Origin of the sequence: Halorubellus salinus (assembly GCF_020567525.1) — an archaeon.
In the GTDB taxonomy this organism is placed as follows: domain Archaea; phylum Halobacteriota; class Halobacteria; order Halobacteriales; family Natrialbaceae; genus Halorubellus; species Halorubellus salinus.
On sequence record NZ_JAJCVI010000007.1, the window covers coordinates 238,217 to 250,097 of the forward strand.

General features: G+C 63.3%; 14 protein-coding genes. 7 read left to right on the forward strand and 7 right to left on the reverse strand.

What is annotated here, in order from left to right; translation table 11 throughout:
- The first annotated feature begins 615 nt into the window (after positions 1 to 615).
- Together LI336_RS19085 and LI336_RS19090 are read left to right on the forward strand one after the other, a co-directional pair.
- The gene (locus tag LI336_RS19085) at positions 616 to 1,671 is read left to right on the forward strand and encodes an alpha/beta fold hydrolase (RefSeq protein WP_227134764.1); all 1,056 of its coding nucleotides are present in this window, start codon (positions 616 to 618) and stop codon (positions 1,669 to 1,671) included.
- Between the two features lie 148 nt (positions 1,672 to 1,819).
- A complete protein-coding gene (locus tag LI336_RS19090; protein WP_227134765.1) occupies positions 1,820 to 2,152 on the forward strand; it encodes a hypothetical protein in 333 nt (110 codons plus the stop codon).
- A 27-nt stretch (positions 2,153 to 2,179) separates the two neighbouring features.
- On the opposite strand, the gene LI336_RS19095 is transcribed toward LI336_RS19090, so the two are convergent.
- Positions 2,180 to 2,881, reverse strand: a complete 702-nt coding sequence (locus LI336_RS19095; RefSeq protein WP_227134766.1) for a hypothetical protein — start codon at positions 2,879 to 2,881, stop codon at positions 2,180 to 2,182.
- Positions 2,882 to 2,888: 7 nt separating this feature from the next.
- On the opposite strand from LI336_RS19095, the gene LI336_RS19100 reads away from it, so the two are divergent.
- Positions 2,889 to 3,794, forward strand: coding sequence for an ADP-ribosylglycohydrolase family protein (locus LI336_RS19100; protein WP_227134767.1), 906 nt, complete (start codon positions 2,889 to 2,891; stop codon positions 3,792 to 3,794).
- Between the two features lie 560 nt (positions 3,795 to 4,354).
- Here the strand turns inward: LI336_RS19100 and LI336_RS19105 are convergent.
- The 6 genes from LI336_RS19105 to LI336_RS19130 all read right to left on the reverse strand — a co-directional run bounded on the left by LI336_RS19105 (position 4,355) and on the right by LI336_RS19130 (position 8,927).
- Positions 4,355 to 5,407, reverse strand: a complete 1,053-nt coding sequence (locus LI336_RS19105; protein ID WP_227134768.1) for an alpha/beta fold hydrolase — start codon at positions 5,405 to 5,407, stop codon at positions 4,355 to 4,357.
- A 247-nt stretch (positions 5,408 to 5,654) separates the two neighbouring features.
- On the reverse strand, positions 5,655 to 6,218 hold the full coding sequence (locus LI336_RS19110) for a metallophosphoesterase (protein WP_227134769.1): 564 nt from the start codon (positions 6,216 to 6,218) through the stop codon (positions 5,655 to 5,657).
- An 80-nt stretch (positions 6,219 to 6,298) separates the two neighbouring features.
- Positions 6,299 to 7,264, reverse strand: a complete 966-nt coding sequence (locus tag LI336_RS19115; protein WP_227134770.1) for a DHH family phosphoesterase — start codon at positions 7,262 to 7,264, stop codon at positions 6,299 to 6,301.
- A gap of 100 nt (positions 7,265 to 7,364) precedes the next feature.
- The gene (locus LI336_RS19120) at positions 7,365 to 7,802 is read right to left on the reverse strand and encodes a DUF1810 domain-containing protein (RefSeq protein ID WP_227134771.1); all 438 of its coding nucleotides are present in this window, start codon (positions 7,800 to 7,802) and stop codon (positions 7,365 to 7,367) included.
- 97 nt (positions 7,803 to 7,899) lie between these two features.
- Entirely contained in the window at positions 7,900 to 8,352 is a 453-nt protein-coding gene (locus tag LI336_RS19125; RefSeq protein WP_227134772.1) for a hypothetical protein, read from the reverse strand.
- Positions 8,353 to 8,783: 431 nt separating this feature from the next.
- Complete coding sequence (locus LI336_RS19130; RefSeq protein WP_227134773.1) at positions 8,784 to 8,927, reverse strand: hypothetical protein; 144 nt, start codon at positions 8,925 to 8,927, stop codon at positions 8,784 to 8,786.
- Between the two features lie 126 nt (positions 8,928 to 9,053).
- Between LI336_RS19130 and LI336_RS19135 the strand changes: the two genes are divergently transcribed.
- The 4 genes from LI336_RS19135 (at position 9,054) to LI336_RS19150 (ending at position 11,802) form a co-directional block, all read left to right on the forward strand.
- Positions 9,054 to 9,995: a hypothetical protein gene (locus tag LI336_RS19135; RefSeq protein ID WP_227134774.1), complete on the forward strand. Its 942-nt coding sequence runs from the start codon at positions 9,054 to 9,056 to the stop codon at positions 9,993 to 9,995.
- A gap of 170 nt (positions 9,996 to 10,165) precedes the next feature.
- Positions 10,166 to 10,483 carry an RPA12/RPB9/RPC11 RNA polymerase family protein gene (locus LI336_RS19140; RefSeq protein WP_227134775.1) on the forward strand — a complete coding sequence of 106 codons (318 nt, stop codon included), beginning with the start codon at positions 10,166 to 10,168 and terminating at the stop codon, positions 10,481 to 10,483.
- A 381-nt stretch (positions 10,484 to 10,864) separates the two neighbouring features.
- Entirely contained in the window at positions 10,865 to 11,236 is a 372-nt protein-coding gene (locus tag LI336_RS19145; RefSeq protein WP_264475555.1) for a ribbon-helix-helix domain-containing protein, read from the forward strand.
- Entirely contained in the window at positions 11,233 to 11,802 is a 570-nt protein-coding gene (locus LI336_RS19150; protein ID WP_368408401.1) for a hypothetical protein, read from the forward strand. Before LI336_RS19145 ends, LI336_RS19150 begins: the two co-directional genes overlap by 4 nt.
- The last annotated feature ends 79 nt before the right edge of the window (positions 11,803 to 11,881 follow it).

Consider the following 11,881-nt stretch of genomic DNA (forward strand, 5'->3'; position numbering starts at 1 on the left):
AGACCACACAACAACCAAATACGGTCCACGTTGAGTACCGCCTGCTCGAGTTCAAATACACCGCTTCCCTCCCCGGCCGGAACCGCCCAAACTACTCACTCGAACGTGTCGACACAAATCAGCTCGCCGAAGAAATCAGACACTGCCGAGAATCGGCTGTTCAGGCACTGCTACTCGCTCCCTCCCCGGCAACCACCCGTTGAATTGCCGGCTCAGCACCCCCACACAGCACGCCGAATTCATTTGAAATCCGGTGTGGGGGTGTCGGGATTCGGTGTGAGCGTGTCGAGACCAATGAGTGCACACAACTCGAGCCCAACGCATCCTGAATCTGAGAGCAACACATCCTGAATTCGAGACCACGACACTCCGAATCTGACCGACCCAGTCCCGAAATGCGCTTGACAGGATCCACGAGGTTCCTCCACAGCCACCGCACGGCACATTCCCGCGAATTCATTTGAAATCCGGTGTCGGACCCGAGGACCACCACGACCCCCTACCGTAGCGTTCCACCATCCTCGTTCGACCCGTCCCTGATTCTCCGACAGCACCCGTCGAATCTGGGCCTCGGTAACGTGTAGCTTGATTACGTCGTCAGTCGTATCGTGCAGTATGGACGTCGACCTCCCAGCTGGCGTAACAGCCGAACGCGTGACGACCGACCGACTCGACACGGCAATCCTGACCGCCGGCAACCCCGACGGAACCCCACTGGTTCTCGTACACGGGAACGTCTCCTCGTCGCGATTCTTCGCCGAGCTCATGACCGAGCTCCCAGACACCTACCGCGTGATTGCCCCCGACCTCCGTGGGTACGGCGACTCGGAGACCAAACGCGTCGACGCCACACGCGGCGTCCGCGACTTCAGCGACGACCTCCACGCACTCTTCGACGCCCTCGACCTCGAGGACATCGCGCTCGTCGGCTGGTCCATCGGCGGCGGCGTCGCCATGCAGTACGCCATCGACCACCCCGAACGCCTCACCGCCGTCTGCCTGGAGAGCACGATGTCCCCGTACGGGTTCGGCGGCACGACCCGCGACGGCTCACCGTGCCAGCCCGACTACGCCGGCACCGGCGGCGGCCTCGCGAACGACGAGTTCGTCGAGCAACTCGCCGCCGGCGACACCACCGCCGAGTCCGACGCTTCGCCACGTACCGTCATGCAAGCGTTCTACGTCGCGCCCGGCCACGAGTTCGACCCCGCCACCGCCGACGCGTACGTCCAGGCGATGTGCGCGACCGCCGTCGGCGACGACAACTACCCCGGCGACGCGGAACCATCCGACAACTGGCCGGGCGTCGCCCCCGGCGACCACGGCGTCCTGAACGCCGTCTCACCGAAGTACTTCGACACCACCGACCTCGCCGACATCGACCCGAAGCCACCCATCCTCTGGGTGCACGGCGACAGCGACCAGATCGTCTCCGACACCTCGTTCTTCGACGCCGGCTTCCTCGGCCAAGCCGGCCAACTCCCCGACTGGCCAGGCGAAGACGCGTACCCACCACAACCGATGAACGCACAGACCCGCGACGTCCTCGACGCATACGCCGACGCCGGCGGCACCTACCAGGAAGAACTGTTCGAGGACGTCGGCCACTCCCCGCACGTCGAACGCCCCGAGCGCTTCCGGTCGATCCTCCTCGACTTCCTCGCCGACTGACCACCCCGACCCACCAACTCTCGTCGACCCACTTCGGAGTCGAAGCAGCGAGTCGTCCCGCTGGATCGGGGACTCGACCGACTGCACGAAGCAACTGGGCAGGGAGGTTCTTTTAGGGCTCGCGACAGTTCTTGAGGACGTCGACGTCATGGGCCTTCTCGAAACACTGCTCGGGACTGGATTCGCTGCCGGGTTCGCAGTCAGTGCAACCGTCTATCTATACTGTCCGCACCGCGGGCTGGGATTCCGCGGTCGCATCGTGCGAGCGCTCGCCAGCGGGACAGGCGTCCTCGCGAGCTTCCTCCTCCCCTACGTGTTCTCACGACAACTGAAGTACGTGTACTTCCAGCTGGTGAAACCGCAACCGCTCGCAACCACCCCCGGTGAGTGGCGGTCGGTCACAGTGGCATCCGGACTTGTAATCGCCACTATCTTTCTTGTCCTGGCTCTGTTGAAATCCTCACCGGCTAACGAATCATAGCATAGGATGTTAAGAACAGATGAGTAACTAGTCGTCGTCTAGTAGGTGGCGGTCAAGCGGGTGGTCAGCGGTGACGTCGGCCCATGGGTATCGCGTCTTGATGATGATGACACCGTCGGTCGAGAGGTGTCTTACCCGCCAAGCTGGCGCATCTTCTACTTTATCCATCCAGTTCAGGTCCTCGAGAAACGCCGCCGAGAACGTACTCCACCACGGGAGCCGATCTGGGACGAAGTCAGCGTCCTCGGGGACACAGCCGCCCGGTTGCTCGATATCACCAAGAACCGGATGCCAGACGAAGCCATAGTACGGGTCGAAGGTACTCGAGATCGCTGTTAATAATTCGAGATAGGCTGCGGTGAAGGCGTCGTATCCGCCCGTATCGTGATTCCCGACTCCTTCTTCGACGTAATCGGCAGGCGTAGAGAGGTCCAGGAAGTCCTCAGGGAACGTTTCGTCTTTAGAACCGATTGTTACCGTTCTCCCATCGATCCCCTCCTGCGTTCGGATATGTAATGCAGTGGTTGGATCTGTGGTGGCGTCAGACGTACTCGGAGCATCGTTAATGAGTTCGCCTTTTCGATCCAAGAATTCCCAGCCGAGGCTACTGGCGACATCCACTATCTGTTGCCGGACAGTGTCGGCGGTTGGCGTCTGCCGCTTATAGAACCAAGCGAGGGATTCCGGATACTGTCCGTGGGCGAGGCTTTTCGGCAGTCGCGGTGTCATTATTGGTATGGATAGTGATGGCGCTCGTGGCGTCTTGCTCGGGTTGGCGTGCGGGGACGCGCTCGGCCGCCCAGTCGAGTTCGACACCCCGGAGACGATTCGCGCGGAGCACGGCCGATTGACGGAGATGATCGGGTACGGCACCTGGAACCAGCCGGCGGGAATCATCACGGACGACACCAGCCAGACGCTGTGCATCGCACGGAGCGTCGTCGCCAACGACCGGTTCGACCCGGCGGACGTCGCCGCGCGGTTCGTTGACTGGTACGAGACCGAGCCGTTCGATATCGGTCGGATGACGGCGCGCGCACTCCGCCGCCTCCAGCAGGGCGCGGCCTGGGACGAGGCCGGCCAGCGAATCTGGGAGGACAGCCCCGAAGGCCAGAACGCCGGCAACGGAAGCGTCATGCGATGCCCACCGCTCGCGATCCCCTACGCGGCCGACCACGACCAACTCGTCACGGTCAGTCGCCACTCCTCGACCATCACGCACGCCGACCCGCGATGCACGACCGGCTGTGCGATACTGAACCTCACCATCGCTAACCTCCTCGAAGACGATGACGCGCCCCTCGAGAATGCGCTCGCGTTCGTCGACGATGCGCCAAGCGAACTCGTGACAGCACTAAAACCACTGACAAACGGCGAGACGCCGGGTTCGCTGGAGACGTCCGGGTACGTCGTACACTCGCTCCAGACGGCACTTCACGACGCACTCACCGCCGACACAGCCGAGGACGCTGTTGTCACGGCAGTGAACCGCGGCGGAGACACCGACACTATCGGCGCCATCGCCGGCGCCGTCGCCGGCGCACGCTTCGGCGCCACCGCCCTCCCCGAGCGCTGGCTCGCCGCCATCGACGAACGCGACGAACTCGAAACTCTCGCCGACGACCTCCTCCTCTGTCCCTGACAATCCGACTGCCGATCTCGGGGACTGGTCGACGGGCCGCACAGGGGCCCACAGGGATGCTGCTCTTCCAGATTCCTACGTTTGGGAGAGGCGAGAGTTCCACTCGCTGGGACCGCGGGAGTTCCGGTTTCACTGAGAAAACCTGGCCGTTGGGGGAGTGCGACTCTCCCCAGCATCCAGGTTAGTAGATTATACTAACCCACCGGCTTGTAGCCGGGGAGCCAACCATCTAATCCCGCACCAGCACGACCATCCCGAGGGGACTCGGTCCTCGGGACTGACACCGTGACCTCTCCTGTGGTCTCCACCGGTATTGATCGGACTCTCCGCAAGAGAATCGATTCCCTCTCAATGTTACGTCGGAAAGCCCGGCCGAGCGACCCCGGCTCACGGACTGCTTCGGGTTCGCGACGATGAAAACCAAAGGCATCCGGCTCTGTTGAAATCCTTAGAGAGTAACAGGTGGTGAGTGCTGAATATAGGTGGTGTGCGCAGCAAGCGGGTGTCGAAAATTCGAGTAGCCGAGATCTGTCACGTCAACATGGGAAGCACAGTCGGCCTTACTGTTGAGCAGTCGTCGACTCCACCTGGTCGATTATCGATTCGACGAACGATTGTTGCGCCCTTCGGACGCGGTCAGCATCAGGGCCGACAGCCGCGAGATGATCGGCCTTGACGCGGACAAACTCGACGTCAGGCAGCGAGTCGATCACGCACTCTGCGTGGTCGATCGGGACGGCGGCGTCGAATTCCCCGTGAAAGACCAGGACCGGACACTCTATCGTCTCGTAGTCGACGACGGGGAGATTACGGCACCAGCGTTCGTCGTTAAGGGTCCCATCGATACGGGCGCTGGCGGGGAGGATGGTTGAGGCGAACCTGAGATCCATCGCGTGCTGTGCCGGGTCATTCTGGATGTAATCGACGTAGGTTTCGAGGTCTTCGCCCTCCAACGTCGAGAGGCCGGCGTGCATGTTCTCGATGAACTGAACGGGCATGAACCGGTGGAGAAAGGCGAGCAGACCGGAGCGAATGTCGAGCACCGGCGCCGAGGTGAGCAACGGATCGATGACCGGGTTACCCGTGTCGTACATTCGCTCATCGATCTCGGTCGTGATCGCCGAGCCGAGGACCAGTCCTGCGACCCGCTCGGGATAATCGGCAGCGAGTTGGAGAGCGACCGGACCCCCACAGGAGATACCGACGACGATCGGGCGTTCCACGTCGATGGCGTCGAGAAGCGCCACGAGTAGGGCGGCTTGGTCCTCAAAGGACTTGTGCTCATCGAGCGGGGTACGGAGAAAGCCCGGTCTGGAGGGGGAGATGACTTCGACGTCGTCTCCGAACGCCCCCTCCGCAAATAGGAGTCCCTGATCGTAACCACCCGGAGCTCCATGAAGTATCAGCACGGGGTAGCCTGAGCCCCGTCGGGCGATCTCGACGACCCCCTGATTTGTTTCGACAAGTTTGCTCCCGGCGGAGAGGTCCGCGAGTCGGCTACGTTTCCACTGCCAAAGTGCACCACCCGCTACACACGCGAGAAAGCCCGCACCGATTCCGATCGACCGTCTCCAGGTTTCGCGCATATCGACCAATACGATTGCTGCCATCATAATTTTGAGTAGGCCTTGATGTATGATGGCCGCTGCTTACAGAGAACGACGGGCAATCAGACTGTGGAGGCGGACCGAGAAATACGGTGAACCCCCGGAGACTGCATGTGCGCTCTGAATGCAGCAAGGTCGTGGACTCATATCATCGCTTGAGGATTTCAACAGAGCCAGGCATCCCTAAGTTCCCCGACGGGTATCGACAGCGTGAGGAGACTCTGTCTTGTTGACCGATGCGTTCTTGCTGGCGCTACTGCGCTTGCGAGGCCTCTTCTGCGGCGGCCCTGTCGGCGAAGGTGTCGCCGAGGGCGAGGTAGTCGACGAGGCGGTCGATGGCGAGCGGGCGATAGTCGAGGAGCTCGACGGAGAAGTTGACGCGGCGCGTGTCGTGGTCGACGAACGGAAACTGCTCGGGGTGGTTGTTGTGGTGGTGGCCGTGGAGGAGCCAGCCGGTCTGATTCGACGGGCCGTCGGCGGGGTCGTGGACGACGCGGAACGGGACGCCGCGGTGCTCGAATCGGTACTCTTCGACGAAGTGCACGTCGTCGATGGTGTCGAGGACGATACCGTCGTGATTCCCGAGGACGAACACGATCTCGCCGGGGAGTGCTTCGAGCCAATCGAGCAGCGCACTCGTGCTCTCGCGGATGGTGAGGTCGCCACCGAACAGGACGACGTCGTCCGGGTCGACGACCGCCTGCCAGTTCGCGACCAGGCTATCGTTCATCTCCTCGACGGTGTCGAACGGGCGGTCGCAGTAGTCGATGATGTTCCGGTGGTCGAGGTGGAGGTCCGAGATGATGTAGTCGACCATGCCGCTACGTCGCTGGAGAGCAGGAAAACCGTTGGGGGCGAGTCGAGGGTCTCCTACTGGGGGTCGGACTGGTGGTTGCTTCAGGCGAACTCGCCGAACTGCCGTCCGAGTGCGTCTTCGACGAGCGCGAGGGCGTGGGTCTCGATGGCGTCGTGGTCGGTCGTGTCGAGGGTCGCGCTGGCGGCGCCGGCGTGCCCGCCGGCACTCCCGCCGAACGATTCAGCGAGCGGTTCGAAGACGTCCGTGGGCAGCGAGAGGACCGCATCGAGCGAGTCGGCGACACGGCCGACGATGCGCGTGTAGTCGCCTTGGTCCGCGACGACGAGGGCGACGTCGGCGTTCCCGTCGAGGAGGGCGTGTGCGGCCGCCGTCTCCTCGCTGCTGACGCGAGTGGTGAGGACGATGGTCTCCCCGGACTTGTACCCGCGTGCCCGGACGAGCGCTTTCGCGGTCGCCATCCGGACGTTCCACGCGGTGGTCTCGATCCAGCGGTTTGCGAGCGCCGTTCTCGACTCGCCAGCGGCGTCGAGGAGTTCGACGGTCCGCTCGTGAGCGCCCGGTGTGAATATCGCGCTGTAGCCGGCGTCGTCGACGATGCCGGCGAGCAGCCCTACCGCGCCGCGTTCAGGGATGGCAGAGCCGCCGGCAGCGAGCGCGTCGGCAACCAGGAGCGCGGTCGCCGGTGCTGACTCGTCGACTCGTGTTGCCACGGCGTGCTCGTGGAGGTCGGCTGGTTCGTGGTGGTCGAAGAGGACGTACGGCGTGTTCGCGGTGGTCGGGTCACAGGGCGCGATGCGGTCGGTCGACGGTGCATCGACCACGACGACGAGGTCGTACGCCTCCAGGTCCGGCGTGGTGGTGACGGACTGGTCGTCGAGCAGGAATCGTGCGTTCTCCTTGACGCCGTCGGGCGTGGCGATCTCGGTGTCGGCGTCGAGGGTGGTTGCCAGTCCGACTGCTGACCCGGCCGCGTCCATGTCGGCCTGCCGGTGCGTGACGACGAGAACGTCCCAGGCCGCCGTGAGGTGCGCGGTCATCGCATCCATCGACGGACTGTTACCGCTCCAACACTTGGACGTTCGGGTGCCATGAGACGCCACCACAGACACTCAAGTGGCGGTCAACGGCTCCTCGGTTACCGGGCCCTCAACCGTCGTTCACCAGTTCGAGTGTCTCGGCGTCGCGGTCCCCGTCGTAATACTTGTCCAAGGCGTCAGCGAAGAGCGTCCCGGAGTCTGCGGCCCGCTCGAACAACGTCATCGAGGACCGGAACTTCAGGTCATCAGGCGATCCGAAGACCTCGTTCGCCGTCCGCCCTTCGATGTCCAGGACGAGCTCCGTGCATTCACGGAGCCGCGGCCCGAGCACCGGATGCTGGAGGTACGCCCTCGTTTCCTCGAGTGAATCGATGGCGTACCGTTGGGCCATCTCGCTCCGCCCGAGGCCCGCGATCTGGGGGAACACGAACCACATCCAGTGCGAGCGCTTCCGGCCGCCCCGGAGCTCCCGCTTGACGCTGCCGATGACCTGCTCCTGTGCCGTGACGAACCGCTCCAGGTCGTAGGGATCTGCGCTACCCGTCATCGTTCAGTCCCTCCGTACGTTCCCCACAGACGAATAAGTATTCCAACTCGATTCCGGGAGCCCGAACCAGAAGCAGCGCGCTTGGAATCGGTATCGTTCAGTCGGATTGGTCGCGACGTATCGTGACCAGGTCCTCGGCGACTCGCGTGGGTCGAACCCTGCCGTCGACGTCGTCGTTGGCGGCGAGGAGGACGCCTGGCGCGGTGCTGACTGCCGGCTTGTCGCCCTGCCGGAGCCCCGCATCAACGGCTGGTGGGAGCTGGAGCTGGTAGCCGTTGCCCGCGATCTGGACCGTCGCAGTCATCGTCCGATACGCAGTCTGCGTATCACGAGCCGCCGCCGCGACCAGTTCCGCCTCCTCGTCGTCGGGAACCCGGTCGGTGTCCACGACCAGCAGGAGGCCACCGAACGCATGCACTCGCGTCTCGGCCCTGTACGTCGGGGTCTTCCCGTCGGGCGTGTCGCGTTCCTCGACCAGCCCGGCCGTTCTGGCTGGCTTCGTGAGCTGGAGCGCGAGGCCATCGCCGGAACGCTTCAACGAGTTCGTCACCCAAGTTAGTATGTACTACTAACGTAAAGTCCTGTGGGCGAACGCAGAACCGGAACGCTGTACAGTTGATTTAGGGACTGGTCCAGCAGCTGGCGTTATGCCCGACCCACCTCGACGAACTCCGAGAGCCTGCACATCTTGCGACCGTCAACGACGAATCCCTCCTCAGTTCGCCGTCCACGAGCACTGGGGGCGACGTCGGGCCGTTGTGGAAGCCAGGGTCGAACTCGTGGTACCACCGCAGGTCGCCGGACTTCAGCCCGAACGCCGCGATCGTGTGTTCGTCCGGGGCGTAACTGGGTGCCTGCACGAGCACGATGACCGTGTCAGCCACGACGCAGGGGCCTGTCGCGGCTGGGGGCACAACGCCCGATTCCAACGCCTTGTGTCATTTGTAATGGCCATTGCAAACACGGTATCCTTGCCGGCGATTACCACAGTATCGCCGCCCCGGCAGCCGACTGCACGGACGCGAGCCTGTCGAGCGTGGTGAGTTCGCGAACCTCGACGCCGCTGTCGGTGTCGCGCACGACGAGCGCCTGCTCGTCGACCAGGAGGACGCCATCTTCGGTCACGACAGGTGGTTCGAACTCCGGCAGTGCTGCGAGTTCACGGTGTAACTCCTTCGAGCCAGCTGCGAGGGAGAGTGCAGTGCCGATGCCTGCACAAGGCACTTGACGGTTCTCGAAGACGTATCTTGCATGCGTCGCCGCGCCCTCCTCACCGCAGCCGGAGCAACCACCGCCGGATTCCTGACCGGTTGTACGGGTGGTCCAGCCGTTGCTGAAGCACCTACAGTCCGCTTCAGCCTCGACCCACTCCCCGACGCCGCACTCCCCGGCGAGGTCCTCTACACCATCGACACCGCTGCAGAGACCGACGCGGACGCACGGCTGATGGACCGGATTCTCGACGGCGGAACCACCACGAAGGGCCTTCGGGAGCCACTGCCACCCCAGCAGCACCTGCTCTACGACGACCACGTCTACGAGCTCGCAGCCGACGTCGTCGACACCACCCCTGGGACCAGCTACTCGGTCAAGGTCGACGTCGTCACCGGCTCGGTGAACGACGACACCGCAATCCGGTTCTCGGACCTCCCCGACGTCGACCAAGAGCAACTCGAAGCTGCCGGGCTCGCTGACGGCGACCCCGTCGGCATCGGCACCAGCTTCCACTATACAGACACGGAACGCGACGCATCCGTCCTAGTCCCCGACTCGGCGTACGAGTACATCACGTGGGCCGACGGCGCAGAAGCCGAATGGGTCGTCGACGACGCCTACGACGCACCACTGCACACCTACCGATACACCGCGGAGACGATCGGGTCCGCTAGCGAGTACGGCCGTCGGATGCGCGAGCGCTTCGCGTTCCCGCTCACGGACCTCTCGGCGCAACAGACGGAGTTCGTCGAGACCGCCATCTCGGACGAGCACTACATCGTCGGCCCGGACGAGACGCCACCCGACGCTTTCGTGGCACTCGCCGACCAGTTCCGCGACCACGAGCAAGCCCACGCCCTGAACCAGTCCGGTGAGGGCGACTTGAGCGGCCCGTACCTCGTCCGGTACGACGAGGACGTGTACTGGACGGTACTGGTCGTCCACGGACCGGCGTTCGACCCGACCACGGCCGACTGAACACCCCAACGAGTAGTACCTTCCTGGAATTCCTCTCGCAGTCGAGATAGTGAACGATATCACGCCTTGTTCCGCCAACCCATCGCCTCACGCAGTCCTTCCGTTGCCCGAACTCTCCGACGAACCGGAAGTTAACACATTTACCCGACTACCCTGTACTCGCACGGTGTATGAAGTTCTGTGACGAGTGCGGGTCGCTGATGCACACGGAGGACGAGACGTGGGTGTGTCGCTCCTGTGAGAACGAGGAGCCGCGGGACTCGCAGGCGGAAGCGGCGATGGCGACCCAGGATGGACAACGGGACGACGGGGCACCCGACGTGGCCGACGCGACCCAGGACTCGACCGAGACGGTCCAGGAGCCCTGTCCGGCCGAGGACTGCGACAGCGACCGGGCGTACTCCGAGATGATGCCGAAGCCGGGCGGCTCCTACGAGGTCCGATTGTTCACGTGCGTCGAATGCGGCCACAAGTGGCGCGATACCTGACAGCCCTCTCCCAACCCCCCGCCGCGTACAACCACACAACCCGCGCCGCCCGACTCTCAAAGCCCCGGACCGCTCCGACTCCCAAAGATTCAGAGCCGAATCCAACGCGATGAGATGTGCCTGAACCGTTTCGATACGCCGATCGAGGGCAGCAACCCGCCCTCTCGCCCCCTTCGAGGTCGATCTGCGAGTAATGCGAGGCTCTAGGTGCTTCTGCTAGCAATCGTGGCCTCGAGCGTCTGAACCGAACTCTGCGACGACCGACTCCCGAGGGTTACTCGTCGAGCCAGGTACCCATCCCACACCGTCCCGAATCGATGTGCAAGGATTGTGCATGAGGACCCAACACCTATGCTGCTGTGAGCAATACTTGCACATGAGATGGGTGCGAGTGACGAACCTCGGCGGGTGCACTTCCAATCCCCGGAGTACCTCGTGGAACGCCTCGATGCGATTGCGGATCTCTTCGACAAAGATCGAACGGACCTGCTCGTGGAAGCGATCCGCGAGTACCTCGAGGAGACCGCCGAGAGCGAGACCTTCCAGGAACTCGTGGCGACCAAGTACTACGACGACCAACTCGAGTTCGAGACGGTGAAGCAACTCGTTGGCGCCGAAACAGCTCAACGCCTACGGCTCCTGAAAGCGGACTTAGAGGGCGACCCACTCGACCTTGCGGCACCTGAAGACGCCGATGTCTATGGCGGCGACGTGACGACCGCTGGTGAGGACGGTCATCAGGAGTCGAGATGAGTCGGCCACTGCTCCAGACGGTCGTTGCGGATACGAGTGCGCTCGTCAGTCTCGCAGTTCCAAGTGCTGCCCCTAACTACGACACGAGGTCGATGCCTGACCCCCTCCAGTTTCTGCTGACGTCGTGTACGGTCACGGTGCCACCCGAGGTCGTCTCGGAACTCGAAACGCTCACACAGCACCAGGATATTCACGCTGCTGCCGCCGCAAACGTCCTCGCCGCCAGTACCTACTACACGGTCGAGGACCCGTACGAACGAGCGGACGCGCCAGATACACGGCCAACGTATGGGCTCGATGCTGGCGAAACTGACGGTATCGTCCTCGCGAACAGTCTTGCTGTCGATGGGTTTCTCACCGACGAGTTCGGCGGCACGAACTTTGCGCTCATCCATGCTGTCCTCACCGGGCCTCGCATCATCCCCACACCTCGCCTCATCTGTGACTACGCGCGCAACGACCACATGACGCACGAACAGGCCCAGACGCTCCTCACGACGATCGGCTCCCATCGGAGCTGGGAGAACAGCCCATACGTGGTCCAACTCCGGACCTTCCTCGACTAGCACTCTCGTACACTCGCATCGAGCAGCCGCAAGTAGGCGACTTGTACAGCGACGGCGAGAGACGGTGGTAGTTCCAGCA

Excerpts from the sequence above, each read along its gene's own strand:
- LI336_RS19085 (WP_227134764.1), top strand. The coding sequence starts at position 616 with ATGGACGTCGACCTCCCAGCTGGCGTAACAGCCGAACGCGTGACGACC.
- LI336_RS19090 (WP_227134765.1), top strand. The coding sequence starts at position 1,820 with ATGGGCCTTCTCGAAACACTGCTCGGGACTGGATTCGCTGCCGGGTTC.
- LI336_RS19095 (WP_227134766.1), bottom strand. The coding sequence starts at position 2,881 with ATGACACCGCGACTGCCGAAAAGCCTCGCCCACGGACAGTATCCGGAA.
- LI336_RS19100 (WP_227134767.1), top strand. The coding sequence starts at position 2,889 with ATGGATAGTGATGGCGCTCGTGGCGTCTTGCTCGGGTTGGCGTGCGGG.
- LI336_RS19105 (WP_227134768.1), bottom strand. The coding sequence starts at position 5,407 with ATGATGGCAGCAATCGTATTGGTCGATATGCGCGAAACCTGGAGACGG.
- LI336_RS19110 (WP_227134769.1), bottom strand. The coding sequence starts at position 6,218 with ATGGTCGACTACATCATCTCGGACCTCCACCTCGACCACCGGAACATC.
- LI336_RS19115 (WP_227134770.1), bottom strand. The coding sequence starts at position 7,264 with ATGGATGCGATGACCGCGCACCTCACGGCGGCCTGGGACGTTCTCGTC.
- LI336_RS19120 (WP_227134771.1), bottom strand. The coding sequence starts at position 7,802 with ATGACGGGTAGCGCAGATCCCTACGACCTGGAGCGGTTCGTCACGGCA.
- LI336_RS19135 (WP_227134774.1), top strand. The coding sequence starts at position 9,054 with ATGCGTCGCCGCGCCCTCCTCACCGCAGCCGGAGCAACCACCGCCGGA.
- LI336_RS19140 (WP_227134775.1), top strand. The coding sequence starts at position 10,166 with ATGAAGTTCTGTGACGAGTGCGGGTCGCTGATGCACACGGAGGACGAG.
- LI336_RS19145 (WP_264475555.1), top strand. The coding sequence starts at position 10,865 with ATGGGTGCGAGTGACGAACCTCGGCGGGTGCACTTCCAATCCCCGGAG.
- LI336_RS19150 (WP_368408401.1), top strand. The coding sequence starts at position 11,233 with ATGAGTCGGCCACTGCTCCAGACGGTCGTTGCGGATACGAGTGCGCTC.